Origin of the sequence: Alcaligenes sp. NLF5-7, assembly GCF_024266725.1 — a bacterium.
GTDB lineage: Bacteria > Pseudomonadota > Gammaproteobacteria > Burkholderiales > Burkholderiaceae_B > Alcaligenes > Alcaligenes phenolicus.
In genome coordinates, this window is sequence record NZ_CP100755.1 from 584,725 (window position 1) to 606,760 (window position 22,036).

At 56.5% G+C, this 22,036-nt stretch carries 18 protein-coding genes and 3 tRNA genes; 9 read left to right on the forward strand and 12 right to left on the reverse strand.

What is annotated here, in order from left to right:
* Positions 1-131: 131 nt before the first annotated feature.
* From MID00_RS02820 to MID00_RS02830, 3 genes are all read right to left on the reverse strand, one after another.
* Positions 132-1,850, reverse strand: coding sequence for a cation acetate symporter (locus MID00_RS02820; protein WP_254499658.1), 1,719 nt, complete (start codon positions 1,848-1,850; stop codon positions 132-134).
* Positions 1,847-2,155, reverse strand: a complete 309-nt coding sequence (locus MID00_RS02825) for a DUF485 domain-containing protein (RefSeq protein WP_026485267.1) — start codon at positions 2,153-2,155, stop codon at positions 1,847-1,849. Before MID00_RS02825 ends, MID00_RS02820 begins: the two co-directional genes overlap by 4 nt.
* Before the next feature lie 215 nt (positions 2,156-2,370).
* A tRNA-Arg gene (locus tag MID00_RS02830) sits at positions 2,371-2,447 on the reverse strand.
* A gap of 269 nt (positions 2,448-2,716) precedes the next feature.
* Here MID00_RS02830 and MID00_RS02835 point away from each other — a divergent pair.
* Positions 2,717-4,021 carry a phospholipase A gene (locus tag MID00_RS02835; RefSeq protein WP_254499659.1) on the forward strand — a complete coding sequence of 435 codons (1,305 nt, stop codon included), beginning with the start codon at positions 2,717-2,719 and terminating at the stop codon, positions 4,019-4,021.
* Positions 4,022-4,027: 6 nt separating this feature from the next.
* Here the strand turns inward: MID00_RS02835 and MID00_RS02840 are convergent, their stop codons facing one another.
* Positions 4,028-4,987, reverse strand: a complete 960-nt coding sequence (locus MID00_RS02840) for a LysR family transcriptional regulator (protein WP_031233005.1) — start codon at positions 4,985-4,987, stop codon at positions 4,028-4,030.
* Positions 4,988-5,108: 121 nt separating this feature from the next.
* Between MID00_RS02840 and MID00_RS02845 the strand changes: the two genes are divergently transcribed.
* The 3 genes from MID00_RS02845 to MID00_RS02855 all read left to right on the forward strand — a co-directional run bounded on the left by MID00_RS02845 (position 5,109) and on the right by MID00_RS02855 (position 10,932).
* Entirely contained in the window at positions 5,109-8,666 is a 3,558-nt protein-coding gene (locus tag MID00_RS02845) for an indolepyruvate ferredoxin oxidoreductase family protein (protein WP_254499660.1), read from the forward strand.
* Between the two features lie 240 nt (positions 8,667-8,906).
* Positions 8,907-10,796, forward strand: a complete 1,890-nt coding sequence (locus tag MID00_RS02850; protein WP_254499661.1) for an LTA synthase family protein — start codon at positions 8,907-8,909, stop codon at positions 10,794-10,796.
* A gap of 59 nt (positions 10,797-10,855) precedes the next feature.
* Positions 10,856-10,932 (forward strand) — tRNA-Pro (locus MID00_RS02855).
* A gap of 132 nt (positions 10,933-11,064) precedes the next feature.
* On the opposite strand, the gene MID00_RS02860 is transcribed toward MID00_RS02855, so the two are convergent.
* The 3 genes from MID00_RS02860 to MID00_RS02870 are packed head-to-tail and all read right to left on the reverse strand — an operon-like array spanning position 11,065 to position 13,620.
* Complete coding sequence (locus MID00_RS02860; RefSeq protein ID WP_009457931.1) at positions 11,065-11,559, reverse strand: DUF421 domain-containing protein; 495 nt, start codon at positions 11,557-11,559, stop codon at positions 11,065-11,067.
* 19 nt (positions 11,560-11,578) lie between these two features.
* Complete coding sequence (locus MID00_RS02865; protein WP_026485261.1) at positions 11,579-11,995, reverse strand: cytochrome c; 417 nt, start codon at positions 11,993-11,995, stop codon at positions 11,579-11,581.
* Positions 11,996-11,997: 2 nt separating this feature from the next.
* Positions 11,998-13,620, reverse strand: coding sequence for a flavin monoamine oxidase family protein (locus MID00_RS02870; protein ID WP_009457935.1), 1,623 nt, complete (start codon positions 13,618-13,620; stop codon positions 11,998-12,000).
* A gap of 286 nt (positions 13,621-13,906) precedes the next feature.
* On the opposite strand from MID00_RS02870, the gene MID00_RS02875 reads away from it, so the two are divergent.
* Positions 13,907-13,983: transfer RNA gene (locus MID00_RS02875), tRNA-Pro, on the forward strand.
* A 70-nt stretch (positions 13,984-14,053) separates the two neighbouring features.
* Here MID00_RS02875 and MID00_RS02880 read toward each other — a convergent pair.
* Positions 14,054-14,491, reverse strand: a complete 438-nt coding sequence (locus MID00_RS02880; protein WP_009457937.1) for a PACE efflux transporter — start codon at positions 14,489-14,491, stop codon at positions 14,054-14,056.
* Positions 14,492-14,588: 97 nt separating this feature from the next.
* Between MID00_RS02880 and MID00_RS02885 the strand changes: the two genes are divergently transcribed.
* Positions 14,589-15,494, forward strand: coding sequence for a LysR family transcriptional regulator (locus tag MID00_RS02885; protein WP_009457940.1), 906 nt, complete (start codon positions 14,589-14,591; stop codon positions 15,492-15,494).
* Here MID00_RS02885 and MID00_RS02890 read toward each other — a convergent pair.
* Entirely contained in the window at positions 15,478-16,203 is a 726-nt protein-coding gene (locus MID00_RS02890) for a transporter substrate-binding domain-containing protein (protein WP_009457942.1), read from the reverse strand. The two genes, MID00_RS02885 and MID00_RS02890, sit on opposite strands and share 17 nt — an antisense overlap.
* A gap of 82 nt (positions 16,204-16,285) precedes the next feature.
* Here MID00_RS02890 and MID00_RS02895 point away from each other — a divergent pair, with 82 nt between their 5' ends.
* The gene (locus tag MID00_RS02895) at positions 16,286-16,687 is read left to right on the forward strand and encodes a DoxX family protein (protein ID WP_009457944.1); all 402 of its coding nucleotides are present in this window, start codon (positions 16,286-16,288) and stop codon (positions 16,685-16,687) included.
* 239 nt (positions 16,688-16,926) lie between these two features.
* Here MID00_RS02895 and MID00_RS02900 read toward each other — a convergent pair whose 3' ends face one another.
* From MID00_RS02900 to MID00_RS02910, 3 genes are read right to left on the reverse strand one after another with little or no spacing between them, the layout of a single operon-like run.
* Positions 16,927-18,288, reverse strand: a complete 1,362-nt coding sequence (locus MID00_RS02900; RefSeq protein ID WP_254499662.1) for a sensor histidine kinase — start codon at positions 18,286-18,288, stop codon at positions 16,927-16,929.
* Positions 18,285-18,950, reverse strand: coding sequence for a response regulator transcription factor (locus tag MID00_RS02905; protein WP_009457946.1), 666 nt, complete (start codon positions 18,948-18,950; stop codon positions 18,285-18,287). The genes MID00_RS02900 and MID00_RS02905 overlap by 4 nt, the downstream gene beginning before the upstream one ends.
* 1 nt (position 18,951) lies before the next feature.
* On the reverse strand, positions 18,952-19,500 hold the full coding sequence (locus tag MID00_RS02910) for a PepSY domain-containing protein (RefSeq protein ID WP_250756800.1): 549 nt from the start codon (positions 19,498-19,500) through the stop codon (positions 18,952-18,954).
* 222 nt (positions 19,501-19,722) lie between these two features.
* Here MID00_RS02910 and MID00_RS02915 point away from each other — a divergent pair, with 222 nt between their 5' ends.
* Positions 19,723-20,139: a hypothetical protein gene (locus MID00_RS02915; protein ID WP_009463842.1), complete on the forward strand. Its 417-nt coding sequence runs from the start codon at positions 19,723-19,725 to the stop codon at positions 20,137-20,139.
* A 210-nt stretch (positions 20,140-20,349) separates the two neighbouring features.
* Positions 20,350-21,975 (forward strand): acyl-CoA synthetase, encoded by a 1,626-nt coding sequence (locus MID00_RS02920; RefSeq protein ID WP_035270964.1) that lies wholly within the window; start codon positions 20,350-20,352, stop codon positions 21,973-21,975.
* Positions 21,976-22,036: the final 61 nt, after the last annotated feature.

A 22,036-nucleotide genomic window follows, 5' to 3' on the forward strand; every position in this document is an offset into this window, starting at 1 on the left:
CAGCAGTACTGACAGCAATAGCGGCATGAGCAAATGAAAAACCCGGTGTGATCTGAATCACACCGGGTTTTTCTGCACCCTTAACAATCTGGCTCAGGCACGGGCAAACAAGCCCGGCCTGTCAGAGCAGATTAGTGCGCAGACGCTGCCTCTGCACCCACACCTGTCTCGGAGCGTACCGACTGAGCCTCGAAACCAGCACGGTCGATCTCGGCACGTGGGCTACGGTCAGTGATCGAGAAGAACCAGATCGCCACGAAAGCCAAAGGCATGGAGAACAGCGCTGCCGACGCATAAGGGAATGGCGAAGAACCGGCTGGATTGCCCAGCGTAGCTTCCCACACCGAAGGCGAGAGCAAGGTCAGCAGCAAAGCAACGATCAAGCCCAGGAAACCACCAATCGTGGCACCACGTGTCGTGCAGCCTTTCCACAGAATGGACAGGAACAGGACCGGGAAGTTAGCCGAGGCAGCAATCGCGAAGGCCAGAGACACCATGAAGGCGATGTTCTGCTTCTCGAAAATAATACCCAGCAACACGGCAACCACACCCAGAATCAAGGTGGTAGTGCGCGAGACACGCATGACTTCCTCGTTCGTGGCTTCGCCCTTCTTGATCAGCGTGGAGTACAGGTCGTGCGACACGGCTGATGTACCGGAGAGCGTCAAACCAGCCACCACAGCCAGAATCGTGGCAAACGCCACTGCCGACATGAAGCCCAGGAACACGTCGCCACCAACAGCATCAGCCAAGTGCACAGCGGCCATATTGGAACCGCCAATCAGATCGCCGCCAACTTCCAGGAAGCGGGGATTGGTGGACACCAGCACGATAGCGCCGAAACCGATAATGAAGGTCAGGATGTAGAAGTAACCGATCCAGGTGGTTGCCCAGAACACGGATTTACGTGCTTCTTTTGCATCAGGCACGGTAAAGAAACGCATCAGGATGTGTGGCAGACCAGCAGTACCAAACATCAGAGCCATACCGAAGGAAATCGCGCTGATAGGGTCCTTGATGAAGTTGCCGGGGCCCATGATGGCTTGACCAATTGTGGAGGCCTGGACAGCATCTTTACCGGCTGCAATAGCGGCATCTGTCTTGACCTGCACTGCCGCAGCGAACAGTTTTTCTGGCGAAAAACCATACTGTGCCAGCACCATGATGGCCATGAAGGAAGCACCGAACAGCAGCAGACCAGCCTTGATGATCTGCACCCAGGTGGTGGCTGTCATGCCGCCAAACAGCACGTAGACCATCATCAACACGCCCACCAGCACCACAGCCACCCAGTACTCCAGACCAAACAGCAGCTTGATCAACTGACCGGCGCCTACCATCTGTGCGATCAGATAGAACAGAACCACAACCAGCGTGCCCGAGGCGGCGAAGGCGCGGATAGGACCTTGGCGGAAGCGGTAAGCGGCTACGTCAGCAAAGGTGAATTTGCCCAGGTTACGCAGCTTTTCTGCCAGCAGGAATGTAATGATGGGCCAGCCGACCAGAAAGCCAATGGAGTAGATCAGGCCATCGTAGCCGTTGATCATCACCGCCGCCGAAATACCCAAAAAGGAAGCCGCAGACATATAGTCACCGGCAATGGCCAGGCCGTTTTGAAAGCCCGTAATACCGCCACCTGCCGTGTAAAAGTCAGAGACCGACTTGGTGCGGGCAGCCGCCCATTTGGTAATCCACAAGGTCGCCACCACAAAGACCGCAAACATGCCGATGGCGGTCCAGTTGGTCGGCTGCTTTTGCAGCTCGCCCAGGTCGCCGCCAGCCGCCAGCAAGGCGGGGCTGGCCAGCATCAGGCCCAGAGCCAGGCCGGAACGAAGATAGGAATGCTTCATTTACGCACCTCCTCAAGGACTTCCTTGGCCATCTGGTCAAACTTGGTATTGGCGCGCCAGACATAAATGCCCGTAATGACAACAGCTAACACAATGACTCCAAAACCAATAGGAATACCCAGGGTCATGACGCCATCACCCAAGCGCTCTGCAAACAATTCCTTGTCGAAAGCAATAATGCCGATGTAACTGTAGTAAGCCACCAGCATGACGATGGTGAGTATCCAGCCCAGCCGCAACCGGGTCTTGACCAGATTCTGATAGCGAGGATTGGCCGTAATCCGACCTACAAGGGGGTCTTGCATAGTTTGTCTCCGCATTGTTCTGAACGCCTTATTTTGCTGGCGTATCTTATTGAACCGGCCCAGCCCGAAAAGGCTGAAAACGGCGCTATGAAGACGCCTGCCGACGTCTATGCGGTGAACATTAGAGCCCGACACTTACACCATACTTACTAAATGCATCGGCTCAGGGTAATGCCTAGGAGCAGAAAAGCACGCAAGAAAAAGGGGAGTAAGGTTGGCGCGGGTGGAGGGGTTCGAACCCCCGGCCCCAGGCTTAGAAGGCCTGTGCTCTATCCAACTGAGCTACACCCGCCAGGTGATGGTGGCATCGTCAAAACTGTCAGGCGATGCAAGGTCCGAGATAACGGTCCGTAAGGAATAAGGACCGAATTCAAGGCCCATTTTTTGTAAAAAAACAGACCTGAAAAGGACAATCGAATATTCTAGCCTGAAAATCTGTTTTAGATAAGCAGCACTCTGGTCAGAGTGTCAATACTGTAAGAAAAATAATTATAGGTAGTATTTTTAGTCGCAAATGGTACAGTCGTGTACGGATTAACCCGTTTTCCTGGACTTTTCTCCATGCCGACCAAAAAGAAACTAAGCAAGCACTCTTTAATACTATCGGCCCCCTTTCTTATCTTGAGCGCAGTCCTGAATACCGCACAGGCAGGTATCAGCTATCAATTGCGCCAAGTACAGGCCAGTTCTGGTGAAACCGTCGATATTGACGCTATCGTCTACAACGACACAGGCAGCTTGATGAGCTGGACCGCCCCGCAAAACCTGGTTTTGCAGTGGCGCGACAATAACGGCAACGTCATCCGTAGCCTGGCCGAGCTAGTCAGCCCGCGGCCCCGAGCATCCATCCCCATCAACAACTTCACCGCCTACAGTTGGCGAGCTGTGGTCCCCAATGGTTTGACCGGCTTGCAAGCCGTCAATATTGAAGGCGAGCGTGTGATGTTGGCGCTGGACACCAATCCGGAAGGTCAAAGCCCGATTACCTCGCAACCGGCAAACGCCGCCGTGGTGAACGCAGGTGCTGGCCATGACCCACGTGTCATTGACCCTGCCCTGCCCTATGCCCAGGCCGTCGCGGCCGGCGCACAACGCGAAGGGCCAGCCATCAATAACGGACAAGGCCTGAAACCCGCGAACTCCAGTTTCGAGAACTTCAGCAACGCGATTTCGGCTCACGACCCGACCTACTTTATTGTCGGCAATAAAGGCGGCACCAATGCCCGCTTCCAGCTGAGCTTCAAGTACCGCCTGCATTCGCCGGATGATCCTAGCAATCCGAAGCTCTACGATCACTTCTACATTGGCTATACGCAAACAGCCCTGTGGGATCTGCATGCCGAATCCAAGCCTTTTGTAGACACCACCTACCGCCCCAGCTTCTTCTGGCGTAAGGACTCCATCTGGGAATCCGAGCAGAAACGTCTGTTCATGGGCCTGGCAACCGGCTACGAACACGCTTCCAACGGCAAAGCAGGAGATGACTCCCGCTCCATGAACGAGGTCTTCATCCAGCCCGAGTTCAATTACCGCTTTGATCACGGCGCCACACTGACGTTCGCCCCACGCATAAAACACTATGTATTTATGGGCGAAAACGACGATTGGGCACATTACCGTGGTCGAGTGGACTGGAAGCTGCGCTACGCCCAGGACAACGGGCTGGTACTGTCCGGCATGTACAACAAGGGCGCCGGCAGCCGCAATACACATGAACTGTCTATTGCCTGGCCGCTGAACCGCACGCCTTTGAACATGAATGGCTATCTCTACGCCCAGTACTTCTCGGGTTACGCGGAAACCATGTTGAGCTACCGCGAGCGCAGCTCTTCGCAGTTCCGTATCGGTCTGGCGCTGGTGCCGTAAGCGCTGCTACAACAGTCCCCCACCGCGTCGGCTTCCCATGCCGGCGCGGGCCATATCATGGTCACAGGCCTGAATCAGAAAGCGCTGAAACAAGGCCACCAATCCTTCCGGCTCACGTCCTTTAGGCCACAACAAGCCCACCTCTACCGACTCCACCGGGTCATGAATCCCGATGGCATGGATACGCTTGCCTTCCAGAGACCAGGGCCGGTAAACCATATCTGACAAGATCGTCACCCCAAAGCCATAAGCTACCAAACCGCGCACCGCCTCCAGGGAGCGGGTCCGCATAGCGACACGCTCCGGAAAGCCGGGGCTGCCCCAATGTCGCATGGCCGCCGTATCGGCATCGTCCACCGTCAGAAAGATGTAAGGATAGTTGTTGACCTGCTCCAGGGACACACTGGACTCATTGGCCAGAGCATGTTGATCCGACACCCATAAGCGCCGGCGGGAACTGCTCAGGCGATGGTGCCCGAACATGGCCAAATCGGTGATATTCGACAAAATAGCAACACCCAGATCGATACGCTCGCCCTCCAGGGCGGCCTCCATTTCGGGGCGCTCCATATCCACCAGCTCGATGTCGATATTCGGATAGCTGTGCTTGAAACGACTGATCAGATCAGGCAAGAAGTAGCCTAGAACCGTATAGCCCGCGGCTACCCGAATCTGCCCTTCGATATTTTGTCGCCGCAAATCTGCATGGTTCAGCGCATCGCTGACGGCATCAATCACGTGATGGGCGTGGTGAAAGAACGCCTGTCCCTGTGGCGTTAACTCCACACCATGGGGCAAACGCTCAAACAAGGCCACATTCAGCTGGCGCTCCAGACTTTGCACCGCATTACTGATGGCCGACTGGGAGACGTTCTCCGCCTGGGCCGCCGCCGAGAACTGCCCGCTGACCGCCGCAGCAATGAAATATCGAAACTGCCTCAGAGTCACTTCGTGCTTCATAGCCATCCGTTTTTCAGATATCAGGTACACGTAAATTTGATTTTACGATAACAAAAAGCTGCCCTAGACTAAAGAACAAACGACAACAACTTGCACGAAAACCATCCTTCTTGCAGGAGACAAACTCATGAATGCCCCACTCAACAAACCTTACAAGGCCATGTTGGAGTCCGTGTCCCTGGATGACAAATACACTGTCACCAAGGGCCGCGCCTATATGAGCGGCACCCAGGCCCTGGTGCGCTTGCCCATGCTGCAGAAAGAACGGGACCGGCGCGCCGGTCTGAATACAGCAGGCTTCATCTCTGGCTACCGGGGCTCCCCATTAGGGAGCGTAGACCAGGCTCTGTGGCAAGCCAGCAAACATCTGAAAGAACACGACATCGTGTTCAAACCCGGTCTGAACGAAGATCTGGCCGCTACCGCCGTCTGGGGTAGCCAGCAAACCAATCTGTACCCCAGTGCACGTTTCGACGGCACCTTTGCCATGTGGTACGGCAAGGGCCCTGGCGTGGACCGTTCCATGGACGTGTTCAAGCATGCCAACTCGGCTGGTAGCGCCCGACACGGCGGTGTGCTGGTACTGGCAGGCGATGACCACGGTGCCAAATCCTCCACTGTTGCCCACCAGTCCGATCACGTTTTCGCCGCCGCCGGTATTCCCGTGCTCTACCCGGCCAACGTGCAGGAATACCTGGACTTTGGCCAGCACGGCTGGGCCATGAGCCGTTTCTCCGGCCTGTGGGTAGCCTTGAAATGCGTCACCGAAGTAGTGGAGTCAAACGCCTCAGTTGATCTGGACCCGGACAGCCTGAACATTGTCCTGCCCGAGATCGAGGACATGCCCGCCGATGGTCTGAACATCCGCTGGCCAGACCCGCCACTGGCGCAAGAAACCCGCATGATGAACCACAAGTGGTACGCCGCTCTGGCTTATGTGCGCGCCAACAAATTGAACCGCGTCGAGATTGATTCGCCCGAAGCCCGCTTTGGCATCATGACGGCGGGTAAAGCCTATCTGGATACCCGTCAGGCACTGGCCGATCTGGGCCTGTCCGACGAGCTATGCGCCGAGCTAGGTATCCGACTATTTAAAGTGGGCTGTATTTGGCCCCTGGACGGGCAAGACGCCCGCCAGTTCGCAACCGGCCTGTCCGAAATTCTGGTGGTGGAAGAAAAACGCCAGATTCTGGAATATGCACTTAAAGAAGAGCTGTACAACTGGCGCGATGACGTACGTCCCAAGGTCTACGGCAAGTTTGACGAGACCGAACACGGTGGCGGCGAATGGTCCAGCTTGCGCTCGCCCTGGCTACTCCCTCCTCAAGGTGAACTGTCTCCTGCGATTATTGCGCGCGCCATTGCCCGCCGTCTGTGCACCATGGACATTTCCGAGGAGCTGCAAGCCCGCATCCAGGCCCGTCTGGCCATTCTGGATGCCAAGGACCGCGAAGCCCGTATGCCGCGCGTCAGCGTAGAGCGCAAGCCCTGGTTCTGTTCGGGCTGTCCGCACAATACCTCCACTCGCGTGCCCGAAGGCTCGCGCGCCATGGCCGGGATTGGCTGCCACTACATGACGGTCTGGATGGATCGCAGCACCTCCACTTTCAGTCATATGGGCGGCGAAGGCGTCGCCTGGATTGGCCAACAACCCTTTACCGATGAAAAACACGTCTTCGCCAACCTGGGCGATGGCACGTATTTCCATTCGGGAATTTTGGCAATCCGAGCCTCGATCGCAGCCAACTCCAATATCACCTACAAGATTCTGTATAACGATGCCGTTGCCATGACAGGCGGCCAGCCCGTAGACGGGATCTTGAAAGTCACCGACGTCATTGCCCAAGTCCATGCCGAGGGCGCTCGCAAGATTGTGGTGGTCACCGACGAGCCCGAGAAATTCAAGGGCGTGACCCTGGCTGGCAACCCGCCTGTGTATCACCGTGATGAGCTGGACCGCGTACAGCGCGAGCTGCGCGAAGTGCCCGGCACCACCATCCTGGTCTACGACCAGACCTGCGCCACGGAAAAACGCCGTCGCCGCAAGAAAGGGACTTACCCGGACCCTGCCCTGCGCGCCTTCATCAACGACACGGTCTGTGAAGGCTGCGGTGACTGCTCGGTCAAATCCAACTGCTTATCCGTTGAGCCTCTGGACACCCCTATGGGCTCCAAGCGCCGCATCAACCAGTCCTCCTGTAATAAGGACTTCTCCTGCGTTAACGGTTTCTGCCCCAGCTTTGTCACGCTGAAAGGGGCGCAGGTACGCAAGCCGGAAGCTCAGGGCCGTTCGCTGAAGTCCTTCAATCTGGCCGATCTGCCTTTGCCCAAACTGCCGGATCTGGACAAGACCTACGGTATTTTGATCGCCGGTATTGGCGGCACAGGTGTCGTGACGGTAGGCGGCCTGCTGGGTATGGCTGCTCATATCGAGCAAAAAGGGGTCAGCGTCCTGGATATGGCCGGTCTGGCCCAGAAAGGGGGTGCGGTGCTAAGCCACGTGCAAATCGCACGCCAGCCCGATCTGCTCCATGCCACCCGCGTTCCAACGGGCGAGGCCTCCTTGCTCATTGGCAGTGATGCTCTGGTCAGCGCCTCCACGGATGTCCTGAGCCGTGTCAGCCGCGATCGCACACACACCATTATCAACACCGCAGCCAGCCCGACTTCGGATCTGATCGGCAATGCGCACTGGAAATTCCCGCTGCAAACTGCCTGCACGGATATTGAAAATGCCGTGGGTAAGGAAATCCGCTATCTGGACGCCAATGCCCTGGCCGTACACGTTATGGGCGATGCGCTCTATGCCAACCCCATCTTGCTGGGCTATGCCTTCCAGCGCGGCTGGATTCCGCTGCATATGGACAGCTTGCTGCGCGCTATCGAACTGAACGGCGTCGCTGTCAAAGCCAACCGTGAAGCCTTCCAGTGGGGGCGTCTGGCGGCTGAAAAGGGTATCGAAGCCTTGATGGAAGGTGCGACACCCAAAGCCCGCGAAGTCACTTTTCCTGAAAGCGTGCAATCCCTGATCAAGCGCATGGAAGAACACCTGACTGCGTATCAGAATCCGGCCTGGGCCAAGCGCTACCGCGACGCCATCAACAAGGTCATGGAACGCGAATCGCGCCTGAATCAGGACAAGGCTCTACCCCTGACTCGTATCGCCGCCACGCAACTGGCCAAGCTGATGAGCTACAAGGACGAGTACGAAGTGGCCCGCCTTTACACCGACCCGGCCTTCCTGGACAAGCTGCGTGCCCAGTTTGCGGGTGAGCCTGGCAAGGACTACCAGATTGAATACCATCTGGCCCCGCCCTTGCTCGGTCGCAAGAACAGCCAGGGTCAGCCAGTCAAGAGCAAGTTTGGCCCTTCGACCCGCAGCTTGTTCAAGATTCTGGCCCGTCTGCGTGGTTTGCGCGGTGGTGCGCTGGATATCTTTGGCTACACCCAGGAACGCCGTCAGGAACGTCAGAACATTGAAGACTATCTGGCCGACCTGAATGAAGTCAGTGCCCACCTGGATGCGGACAATATGGAAGTGGCCCAGCGCTGGTTGAACTACCCGGATCTGATCCGTGGCTATGGCCATGTCAAAGATGCGGGCCACGTCAAAGCCTACGCCCAGCGTGAACAACAACGCAGCCAGTTCCGTTCTCGTACCGAGCCCAGCCAACGCGTTGCCTGAACCTATCGCCAGCCCTGGGAACACAGGGCTGGCTCCCCTTAACTCCTCCTTAGCGGCAGGCTGTCTTTCAAAGCGGCCTGCTTTTTTTCGTCTTTAAACCCCGAACCGGCATGCGGCCACACTTCCCCGACAAGCCCAAGCGTTCAGCAAGATAGTTTGCTCATTAAACTGACATACAATCGTGCAATTCGATGCCAGTGCCACCGTCCGTGGCAATTAGGTCGACCAGGACCACATTTTATGCGCCATCTTGTTTACGTTTTTGTTCCTTCAGCCCTGATTTTGCTGACCGCTTTCAGGCTGGCTTTTGCCTTGTGGCAATGGCCGCGTGTACGTCAGGCCGGAGGTCTGCTGCCCATCCTGATTGGCGGCTTGCGTATCGACGCCCTGATGATCGCCGCGCTCAGCGCCCCCGTGGTCTTGCTGGCCCCCTGGCTAGGACACTATCCCGTCATGACGACGATAGCCGCCATCTGGTTTACCTTCGCCTGGTTCCTGCTGACCTTGCTGGAAGTTTCCACGCCCCAATTCATCATTGAATACGACACTCGCCCCAATCGGCTGTATGTGGACTATCTCAAGCACCCTCAAGAAGTAGTGGGCATGCTCTGGAAAGGCTACAAGCTGATGATAGGCATCGCCCTGATTGGTCTGGGGCTGATTGTGTATTCGGGCTGGTCTATTTTTGGTCATGTGTCTGCCGACCCCGTGATGAGCTGGTGGCTGCGTCCTATCTGGATGCTGATTGCTGCGGCCCTGTGCGTCCTGGCAATTCGGGGCACCTTGGCCCACCGCCCCATCAATCCTTCTTCGGTCGCCTGGAGCAGCGACAGCATGCTCAACACGCTGCCCTTGAACTCGCTGTATAACGTGGCCTACGCCATCTACAGCATGAAAAACGAGCGCTCGGCCGAGGATATTTACGGTGGCCTGGACGTCGCAGAAATGAACCAGATCGTGCGCGATGCGGCTGCCTTGCCGGCTGGCCCTGACACACTCCCCACCCTGCATCGTCAGACGCCCGTGCAAAAACGTGAGCGCAAACCCAATCTGGTCCTGATCGTGGAAGAGAGCCTGGGGGCGCAATATGTCAGCAATCTGGGCGGGGCCAATCTAACCCCCGAACTGGACAAACTGGCCCAAACGGGCTGGAACTTTCGCCGCGCCTACGCTACCGGCACGCGTTCGGTACGGGGTCTGGAAGCGGTTTCTGCCGGTTTCCCCCCAACCGTGGCAGACGCTGTACTGCGCCTGCCCGGCTCGCAAACCCGCTTTTTCACCCTGGCCCAATTGCTCAAGGAACAAGGCTACCGCTCACGCTTTATCTATGGCGGCGAAGCCCACTTTGACAATATGAAGAGCTTTTTCCTGGGCAATGGCTTTGATGAGCTGCATGAGCAATCCAGCTTTGAGTCCCCCGAGTTCGTCGGCACCTGGGGCGCCAGCGACGAGGACATGTTCAACAAGCTGCACCAGTTGCTAAGCCAGGACAAGGAACAACCCACCCTGACGCTGGCCTTCTCCGTCAGCAACCACTCGCCTTGGGAATACCCGGCTGGCCGTATCCAGGTGGAAGGCGATCCCGCCACGGTAGAGAACACGGTACGTTACGCCGACTGGGCCATTGGGGACTTCTTCAAGAAAGCGCGTGAATCCGACTATTGGGACAACACAGTATTCTTGATCGTGGCCGACCATGACTCGCGCGTGGGCGGTGCCAATCTGGTGCCTGTGCGTCACTTCCATATTCCTGCCCTGATTCTGGGCGCAGGCGTTCCCAACCGTCAGGACGAACGCATCATGAGCCAGATTGACCTGGCTCCCACCCTGCTATCTCTGATGGGCATTGAAAGCGAGCACCCCATGATCGGGCGCGACCTGACCCAGCAGGACAGCGACCGGGCAATGATGCAGTACTTCGAGAACTATGGCTATTTGAAAGGCGACATCCTGACCGTGCTGATGCCACACCTGCCGCCTTGTCAGTATCGCTATACCGCGCCGGACAAGTACGAGCCGCTGGACCAGATGGACGAAGGGCTGGCCAAGGAAGCCCTTGCCCACGTGCTCTGGCCTAGCTGGGCGTATCACGAACAGGCTTACACCCTGCCCCACCTGCAAAAACGCTAAAACCGAGGGCTCAGAGCTTGACGAAGTCCTGAATTTGTTCTACTATACTTGTCTTTAGTCGGGGCGTAGCGCAGCCTGGTAGCGCATCTGGTTTGGGACCAGAGGGTCGCGAGTTCGAATCCCGCCGCCCCGACCATTAAAGAATTAAAGGCTTAGTTCATTGCACAGTGAACTAAGCCTTTTTCTTTGCCTGCTCCCAGGGCATCGCCTTATTTGCGTTATGCTCTGACGACCGCCTTCAGCCCTGCTTGTTCCTGACCCGTTCAAACTACACGGATGTGTCCTTCAAAAAGCTGAGTTTGCCATTAGGCTCGATATAAGCCGCCGCTACCTCTTCCAGCGACTGGATTCCGGCCAAACGCATTTCACTCAGAATTTCATCGCGAGTCACAAACTCCCGACGCATATTGCGCCACTGCAATTGCCCGTCCCTGACCACACACACTTTGCGCGGAGTGGCCAGTGCATTGAGCGCCGGGAATCGGTACATCAGCCAATCGACTATGTACCCCCAAGCCACAATGGTTGCGGCCACCAGCAGACCATCCGTCAAGGAATTACTACCGCCTGACATCGCATTACCACTGGCATCGGCAATCAGCAAAAGAATCAACAGGTCCGCAACGCCCAGCGATCCCAGTTCACGTCGTCCTGCCAGCCGCAGCAGGACGAACAGAACAAAGTACACCACTGTGCCTCGCAGCACGGACTCCAACACAGGTATTTCCAGTGCGAAGACCGTGCTCCAATCAGGTGTCAGCATGACGACAAGCAGCCTTTGATCAGTTCAGATCAAAGTACTGGTGGTCTTTGGGACGCTGACCTGCCACGTCCTTGGCCGTAATCTTGTCACTGAACTCATTGCCCAAGTGGGAACGCACATAGTTGACGACTTCGGCTATTTGCTCGTCATTTAGAACGCCACCAAAACCGGGCATGCCCTTATTGCCCTGGTTCACCATGAACACCACATAAGCAGGCGCCCCCAGTTTCGGATTCTTGGACAGGGACGGATACATGCCCGCCCCTTGAGCGCCCTTGCCATCGATCATGTGGCAAGACGCACAGACCTGCTCATAAATTTCCTGGCCGGTTTTCTGGGTAAAGACCACCGTATCACCCCCTACCACCGCCGTATCCGCATGGCTGATGGTCAACAGTCCCGAGGCCAGAAAAACCGCTAGAGATCGCATCATCATGACTAGGCTCCTTTGGAATCGGCTTGTTGATTACCCACAATATGGCTATGCAAGCGGGAAATCGCGTTCAGGGACGACAGGATCGCACCTTCCTGCCAGGCGTTGACGTAAGAAGCGTGCTCACCCGCCAAAACCAGTCGACCATCAATCTGGCACAGGTTCTCGTAGTGCGCGGCCCGTGTCTGGTCCGTCCACATGCCATAGCAGCCCAATGTCCAGGGAACGCGGTGCCAGGCGACCGCCACCCCACTCTCGAACTCATCCTTATATTGAGGGTGGATTTGCGCACCATATTCCAGGGCCTTCTTGACCCGGTCCTCAGGACTGAGCGACGACCATTCCACGGCGCTGGGACCGAACATATACCCCCCCAGCAATACGCCTTTGCCACCGGCCATCATGCCGCCACTGGGGTAAGAGATTTGTGTGATGGGCAGGTCGGTATAACTGATGCCGCCATAGATCGCGTCATCATCTTCCCAGAAGCGCCGTTTGAACTGCAGCCCGATCTTGACCGAGGGAGCGTAGGGCACAGCGTCAATGGCAGCGTGCATTTCCTTGCTGGCATCCAGATCTATCTGGCTCAGAATCGACAAGGGAATGGTGCATACGCACCAGTCTGCTGTTTCAGTGTGCTCGCTACCCTTGCTTTGATCCTTGTAGCTAACCGTCACCTTGCCATCACTCTGCTTGATTGCAGTGACCTTGGCATTAAAGGTAAACAGGCCCTCCAGCTCCTTGCCAAAAGCAGCGCCGATCTGGTCCATCCCGCCAACCGGCTGAAACATGGTCTGCTGGAACTCGTACAGATCATGAATGCCCATATTGTGCCAAACACTGGAGCGCACAATATCGGCCAGTTTCAAAGGCTCGGAAAACTCAGGTTGAGCATTCAGACCGCCTCCCGGATCACGCTCAAAACCGCGCACCTCGGAACTGGCATGGCCTTTCACATAAGCCATGTTCTTGTCCAAGGCCCCCCAACTGCGCAAGGCTTCCAGCAGCTTTTCCTGATCTTCCTTGGACAAGGGTGCATCCAGCGACTGAGTATTAATGGCTTTGGACAAGAGCTCGGAGACCTGCCCCTGAAAATCCGCGTGGATATGGCGAAACCGCTGAGGCTTGCCACCAAAATGCTCTTTGCTATGCAAATAGGCGTTGTAGTTGTACTGGATAAACGGTTCCAGCCTGACTTTCAGCCGCTTGCAATAATCCAGCAAGGCCCGGTGATGGAAAGGAATCCGCCACGGGCCGGGGTTGATGTATTGATCCTTGTCGAACTTGACATCCTGCTTGGCACCCCCCAGCTCGGTATAGCTGTCCCCGCCGTGCAAGGACCAGTTGCGCCCCCCCACTTTTTCCCGAAACTCCAGGATTTTGACTTTGTACCCTGCATTGCGCAGCTCCAAAGCGGCCACCATGCCAGCCAGACCCGCCCCCAGGATCACCACAGAGGTCCCTGGCTTGGGCTTGCCTTCCAGACGAATCGGGCCATCGTAACTGCCCTCCGCCGCATGGCCCAGACGCATCATGGCCTGATACATGGCCGCGCCACCTGCGGCATACCCGACCATCGTCAGGAAATGTCGCCGTGTCAGTATTCCACCCTGTGAAACTTGGCTCATCGTCCTTTCTCCTTTTGGAAAAATGATGAGCAGCATTCGCCCCCAACTTCTTTGCCTGCCCCCGGTGCATGAATGCTACTCGTGTGGAAAAAAACAAAGAACACAATGCCTTATGATCAGCTTGTCACTTAACTATAAGCACCTAAAATGTTTAAGCCCAACATAAGAAACACATCTTTACAGGGCTGAAAATTAGCTGACTCCCGATAAATGCGTGCAAACCCCTTTTTGATGTGGGCCTATGCTTGCCAAGTTCACCACGACGGGATATAATTTTTTTCTTAGTCGGGGCGTAGCGCAGCCTGGTAGCGCATCTGGTTTGGGACCAGAGGGTCGCGAGTTCGAATCCCGCCGCCCCGACCAAAAAATTCAAAGGCCTTGCAGAGCAATCTGCAAGGCCTTTTAGTTTTGCCGGTTCGGTTCACTGCGTCATTTAACTTTGGCTGGCGCTCACACCCACCGAGTCGGGCAAACCAAAAATAGAATCAAATGCCCAGTTGTAGATAAAGGCGAAGATGGGAAAGAAAGCCAGCAACACCGCTTCCATCAAAAAAGCTTTCCACAAGCTGACATTTAGCCACCACGCAATCAGCGGGATTAGCAAAGACACCAGCACAATCTGAAAACCGGCCACGTGCAGCACCCGGTGCCAGAACGTACGCGCCTGAATCTGACGACGACGCTCCCAGGCTTCAAACAGCATGTTGTAGAACAGGTTTACCGATACCGCGCAGGTGCTGATCATGAAAGACAGCATCCCGCTTTCCATGGCCCCTGCCCCACTCAAGTGCCCCAATACGGTTGCCGCTACCATCATGCCCAGCAACTCGAACATCCCTATGTAGACAACTCTTCTTTTCCATCCCTGCACGATAAATATCCTTGATCAAAAGCTCAGAAAGCATGATTATCCGCAGTACAGCTTCTAGAAAAAGTCAGATTCCATCAGTTTTACTTATGGTTTAGCCATGCTTACCAGTGATCATCTTGAGCTCTTGCTTGCCGTGGTTGAACACGGCTCCTTCTCCGCCGCCGCGCGGGCGTTGCGCCGCACACAATCGGCCGTCAGCATGGCCGTGGCCAATCTGGAGGCCGAGCTGGATCTGTCGCTTTTTGACCGCAGCCGACGTGAACCCGTACCCACGGCCGAACTACTGGCCATGCTGCCCGACGCCAAGCTGATCGCCAGCCGCTTGCAGAGTTTGCGGCTGCATTTGCAGGAGTTATCGGGGGGATTGGAAAGCCATTTACGGCTGGGTATCGTGTGCGACGTCGATCCCGAACCGGCGTTGATTGCCTTGCAGGCTCTGGAGCAACGCTATCCCGGTCTGGACATAGAACTGCGAACCGCGCCCCAAGACGCACTGGTCGAAGCGTTGCAAAAGCGCGAGCTGGATCTGTGCATTGCCTATGGCGGGCGGGAACTGGAAAGCGTGGGGATTGTGCAATCGCTGTGGACCGAAACCATTAGCGCTGTCGCTGCACCCGGCCATCCCTTGCTACAGGAAAGCCCCAGGCCCCTGGAAGATTTGAAAGCCTACCGGCAGATTGTGATTACCAGCCCCGACAAGGATATACGCAAGGACCGTTCCATGCTCAGCCTGCGTCAATGGAAAACGGACAGTCTGCCCATGACACTGGAACTGGTGGAACGCGGATTGGGCTGGGCGAATCTGCCCCTGTCTTGCCTGCGGCCCTCACTGGAGTCTGGCCGTTTGCACCGTATCCAGTTCTCTACCGGCAGCAATGGTCTGGACTTGCCCATTTATCTTCTGCAATCCAAGGGACAGGATGTGGGCAAGGCGCGGGCCCTGTTCAGACAGGCCCTGCAAGACGAATTGAATACGCGCCTTGCGCCTATTCCGGTACGGTGACATTCGCCTGGCCGCTATCAGCCAGGAACTGCGCCACCATCCCTTCCTTTTTCTGCCGAGCAATAAAAGCCTCAACCCAGGCATGGGCCAGCGTACGCTCCGACGGCACCGCCATGGCCTGACGAATTACAGTGAAACTGTCGGGCAGCACACGCAAGCCGCTGCGGGAGCGGGCATAGCGCTCCAAAGGCTGTCGTACGCCCGCAGCGGCATCCAGCTCTTCTTCCACAAACAGATCAATCGCATCGGCAGAGGTCGTTGCTCGTACCAGATCGGCATGTTTTAAATGACGGCTCAGGAACAAATCGTAGGCCGCCCCTTTGCCAACGGCAATGCACACGCCTTGCTGATCCAGCTGATCCACGTTCTGAAAGGCGGACTTGTCACGCACCAGATAGGTGCCTTCGATATGCACATAGGCTTCACTGAAGCGAATCTTCTCCGCACGCTTGGGATCAATCGCCAAAAAAGCCAGATCCCACTCGTCCCTGTAGACCGCCTCTACGACAGCCTGGGCCGCATCGTAGCCATGAAATTGCACGCTCAGGCCCAGCTCTTGCGCCACGCTGCGCGCCAGGTCCGCCGAGACCCCTTTGGGCGACTGCTCATTGGCACCGCGTTGGGCCAGGACGGGATTGCCATAATTCATGGCAACACGCAAAACCCCGCTGGGGGCCAGTTCTGCTGCGACAGCCTGCTTTTGTGTCATGTAAATGCTCCGTCATACTTTTAAGAACCCGGTCTTCTACAATAACGCACCTTCCTGTCCCACTACATAATGGAGCGCCTGTATGTCTCGTGATGATCTTGGAAAACTCTTGCTGCGTGTCACGGTCGGTGTGTTGATCCTGCTGCACGGCATCGCCAAGATACGTTATGGCATCGGAGGAATCGAAAGAATGCTGATCGCCAATAATATGCCCGGCTTTCTGGCCTGGGGCGTGTACATAGGCGAAGTGATTGCTCCCGTCCTGATGATTCTGGGTTTTTACGCCCGTGCCGGCGGTTTGATTGTAGCCATGAACATGGTCATTGCCTTGCTGCTGGCCCATAGCAACCAGATCGGCAGTTTCAATGCCCAAGGTATTTGGGCATTGGAGTTGCAAGGCATGTTCCTGATTGGTGCGCTCACAGTCGGCTTGATTGGCGCCGGACGCTACAGCCTGGGTGGCGATGGCGGCCCCTGGAACTAAGGCTGGCCCGATTCATGTGCTGAAAAACGCCCGCTTCGCCGGGCGTTTTTCATGGATGATCAAGCTTAACCCCCACCTGCCCCCCCTTGTTCGCCCTAGCCACTCAGTCCGCTGGCCTCAGGTAGCTCTACACTCGACAATACTGCACTTGCACGGGAGTTAAAGTTGGCGTTGGCGTTGGCGTTGGCGTTGGCGTTGGCGTTGGCGTTGGCGTTGGCGTTGGCACCCAGCTTCCGGCCTTAACTTGCCAAGGTCAAATCCAGTCGCAAACCACCTTTTTCCGACGCACTGGCTTGCACCTTCCCCTGATAGCTGCGCGCGAGCTCACGCACAATATCCAATCCCAATCCAAAGCCTGGATGTCGCTCATCCGCACGCTGACCACGACCAAACACACGCTCCAACTGCTCCGGCTCCAGGCCAGGACCATCATCTTCCACCACCAGATGCAGCACATTGTCCTGCTGCCACACCTGACACCACACATTCTGCGTCGCCCATTTGCAGGCGTTATCCAACAGGTTTCCAGCCATCTCCTGCAAGTCCTGCTCTTCGCCTTTAAAGATCAACTCCTGATCGGGTAAATCCAGATGAATCTGTTTGTCGCTATGCAAACGCCCCATCACCCGACACAAGGATTGCAGACAACTAGACACATCCGTACGCACACCTATGGCGCGTACCGCCATGGCCCGTGCACGAGACAAGTGGTGGTCAACCTGACGCTGGGCCAAGGCCACCTGCTCGCTAACCAAAGCCGCCAAATGCGGATCTTCGGATTGCGCAGCATTGCCCATAATCGTTAGCGGGGTTTTGACCGCATGGGCCAGATTTCCTGCCTGCGCCCGTGCGCGATCCACCATACCCGCATTAGCACTGAGTACAGCATTGAAATCATCCACCAAGGGTTGAATTTCACTGGGGAAATTGCCACTGACTTGTGGCTCCCGCCCCTCCTGCACATCCAGCAAACGACGTCGCAAAAGATGCAGAGGGTACAAGGCCAGCACCACTTGCAAGATTGCCGCCAGGATCAAACCCACGGCCAAACCACCCAGCGACAGGAACAGAATCCGCTCAAAACGGGCTAATGGTTCGGCCAGCAGCTCCCGATTGCCGGCCACCATGATCTGCAAGCTTTGTCCCTTGTCATTCACCTCGTCCAGCTCCTGACGCAACACAACCAGGCGCTGCTTTTCCGGCCCCGTCAGTGACAAGACGCCATTGGGCGAATCGGGAGCATTCACATCCAGAGCCTCGTCCCACAAGGACGTCGAGCGCAAAACCACCGTCCACTGCTCACTGCCCGCTTCCTGGCGTGCAATCTGCCAGTACATACCCGAATAAGGCTGCTCAAATAAAGGATCGCTCAGGCGCGATTGCAAAGTCACCCCATCCGCATTGTCCAGATTCACGTCCGCCATAATCTGGTCCAGATGAGTTTGCAAACGCTGCTCGAACTGACGGTAAACGTGGTCTTGAAACAAGCGGTTCAGGCCCAAACCGGCCAGAACAATACTGATCAGAATCCAGGCCAAAGTCCCCAGCAGCAGGCGGCCACGCAGAGAGCCCAGAATGGTATGACCCCGCAAGGCGATCATGCTTCAGGGTCCACCAGACGGTAGCCCATACCTCGCACCGTTTCGATATAACCGGCGGGCAATTTCTTGCGCAGACGGCCGATAAAAACCTCGATGGTATTGGAGTCGCGCTCGAAGTCCTGAGAGTAAATATGCTCGGTCAATTGAGTACGCGACAGCACTTGGCCAGGGTGATGCATCATGAACGCCAGCAAACGGTATTCATGGCTGGTCAGCGACAAGACCATGCCCGCACAACTGATCGAGGACGAGCGCGCGTCCAGCTCCAATTTGCCCAGCTGCAAACGTGGGTTCGCCTGACCGGCCGCACGGCGCAGCAAAGCGCGCATACGAGCCAGCAGCTCTTCCATGTGAAAGGGTTTGGCCACGTAATCGTCTGCACCCGCATCCATACCTTCGACCTTATCGTGCCAATCATTGCGTGCGGTCAGAATCAGCACCGGCATATTGATGTCCGAAGCACGCCAGCGACGCAAGACCGATACCCCGTCCATGCCCGGCAAACCCAGATCCAGAACTACCGCATCAAAGGCCTCTACCTCGCCCTGATAATGGCCTTGCTCACCATCATGAGCCACCTGAACGGCATAGCCGGCCCGTTCCAGCGCCTGCTGCAATTGCGCTGCCAGGGTAGGTTCGTCTTCAACAACCAGTATCCGCATCTTAATGTCCTCGGGAATGCGAGCGTTTCACGCCGCGCACAAGCAGCACTTTGGCGGTCAAGGCATCCACTTTCAGACGCAACAGGCGGTTGTCATCAACCAGCATGCGCAAGTCATACACCCAAAGCTCAAAGCGCTCGTCATATTCAAACTGCACACGCAGCACTCGTCCGGGATAGGTCTCGCGCACCCGCTTCAAGACTTCCCGCAACGGCAAGGCTTCCCCACGGCGCACGGCTTCGCGGGCCTGATCGTGGCCCCGATAGGCCGGGCCCGGAGGCCAGTACGGGCTGGGGCCGAAACGCTCGTTAGGAGGGGGAGGCGGGGGTGGAGGCGGGGGAGGGGGCAAACGACGAAAACAGTCGTCGTCCCCGAGGTAATCATGTCCTGACCAATCCGAACGCTGATTCCTGTCCCACGACGAATCCCCCTTCTGCTTTTTGCTGCCGCAGTCAGGGTAATCGTGAGAATGGGCCAATGCCAATGGCATCACCGCCGTCAAAACGGCGGCCAAACTCATCAGCAAGGCGGATTGTTTAATGGACGTCATAAGAATCGGTACGTGCAGAAAAATAGAGGGATCAAACGATCACTCCCCCTTATATAGCAAGCTGCGGATGAACATAACATGAACAGCAGCTTCAGTTTAGATTCAGAGCCACCTGTCCATAATGGGCACCAGGCTGACAGGACAAACAAACCTTCCCACCTCAAAAGGAAGCTACCCAGGAATCTGACAGCACCACTTTTTGATTACATGAAGGAGCTATACATGAAACGCACTTCCCTCTTTTCTGCCCTGGTATTGAGCGCAAGTCTGTTGGGTGGCACCGCTGCCATTGCACAGGAAGCCACAAGCGCAGCCCAAACACAGAGCACGCAGCAACAAGCCCGTCAGGCCCGCGACCACAAACCGCTGACCGCTGATCAAGTCACCGATATCGGTCCCGCCTACCAGCGCCTGAAAGATGCCGGCTACACCAAAGTGGGCAGCCTGCATCAGCGAGGCGACAACATCATGGCCATGGTGGTCGATAAGGACGGCAAGGTTGTACGTGTCCGTTCCGAAGGTGCCAATGGCGAGTTCACGGTTGTAGAGCGCAAGAACGACGGTCAGCATCGTCGCGGCCACCGCTCCGGTCACGATCAACAACGTGACAGCGCCACGAAAGAGGCCACCAAGTCCTGATCATCACATCACTTTCCCCTAAGCAGTTGATGTTCGCAAGCAGTAGAAGTGACAACACGCAGTTGTTTTAGCAGTAGAAGTCGGTAGCAGGACGAAAAACGGCGCCCCCCCCAGCGCCGTTTTTCTTTTCTACTGATTAGCCCGGATAGGGTCATCCCGCTCAAGGCGTTAGGATGGGAGTCTGTTTCAACTTTGGGAAAAGTGTCTCTCATGCTGTCTGCTGATTCGGTTTACTCACAAAGCTACTCGGAATTTCACTGGTCCATCCCCGAGCACTACAACATCGCTCACGACACCTGCGACAAATGGGCTGACGGGTCCGGGCGTCTGGCCCTGATCCAGCAATTGCCCGATGGTCAGATCAAACGCTACACCTTCGATCAGCTCAAAGCCTGGTCCGATTCTTTAGCGGCTGCCTGGCAAGCCCAGGGTATTCAGGCTGGCGACCGTATCGCCATCTTTCTGGCTCAAGGACTGGAAACGGCGCTGGCGCATTTGGCGACCTACAAGATTGGCGCCATTGCCATGCCCTTGTTCACCCTGTTTGGCACGGACGCGCTGCGCTACAGGCTGAATGATTCCGGCGCCAGCACCTTGATTACCGATCAACAAGGCCTGGAGACGGTGTTGCCCTTGCGCGAGCACCTGCCACAGCTCAAACATCTTTACCAAAGTGACAGCCAGCAGGATCAGGGCGATGCACTTTCCTTATGGCAAGCCATTGCCGCCCACCCCGAACCGGCACCGCGCACATTGAATACCCGCGCAGACGACCCTGCCGTGCTGATCTATACCTCCGGCACCACAGGTTCGGCCAAAGGTGCTCTACATGCCCACCGCGTGCTGCTGGGGCATCTGCCGGGCGTAGAGATGTCGCACAACTTCCTGCCCACAGGCGAAGGCCTGATGTGGACACCCGCCGACTGGGCCTGGATTGGCGGCCTGCTGGATGTGCTGCTACCGGCCTGGCATCACGGCATACCCGTGCTGGCCTACCGCTTCCCCAAATTCGATGCCGAGGCTACCTGGAAACTGATGTCCGAGCACGGTGTCACGCATACTTTCCTGCCCCCTACTGCCCTGAAAATGCTGCGTCGCAGCCAATGGTCACGCGAGCAATGGCCTTTGAAGCTGCAATCCATTGCCAGTGGCGGGGAGTCACTAGGCGTACAGTTGCTGGATTGGGCGAAGCAGGAACTGGGCATCACCATCAACGAGTTCTACGGACAAACCGAGTGCAATATGATCGTGTCCTCTTGCTCGGCCTGGTTTCCAGGACAGGCGGGCAAGATCGGCAAGGCCGTGCCTGGTCACAAGGTCGCGATTGTGGATGATCAGGGGCAAATTCAGAAACCCGGCATCGAAGGCCATATTGCCGTGCAGTCCCCCGATCCGGTTATGTTCCTGGGTTACTGGCAACGGCCTGAAGCCACTCGCGAGAAATTTGTGGGTGACTGGCTGCTGACCGGCGACAAAGGCATGCAGGACGAGGATGGCTATATCCAGTTCGTAGGCCGCGATGATGATGTCATCACCAGCTCCGGCTACCGCATTGGGCCCGGCCCGATTGAGGATGGCCTGATGGGGCATCCCGCTGTCGCCATGGCGGCAGTGATCGGTGTCCCCGACCCCGAACGCACCGAAGTCGTGAAAGCTTTTGTGGTGCTGAAGGAGGATATCGAACCGTCCCAGGAACTGGTCAAGGAGATTCAGGAGCACATCAAACGCCGGGTGGCTGCACATGAGTACCCACGGCTGATTGAGTTTGTCGATGCCCTGCCCATGACAACCACCGGCAAAGTCATACGTCATGCTTTACGCAAATTGAGCCAGTAAAGGCACAAGCTGCAGGCGGCACCCGCACAACACAAGGCCGTCGCTACTCCCTTTACTGGAG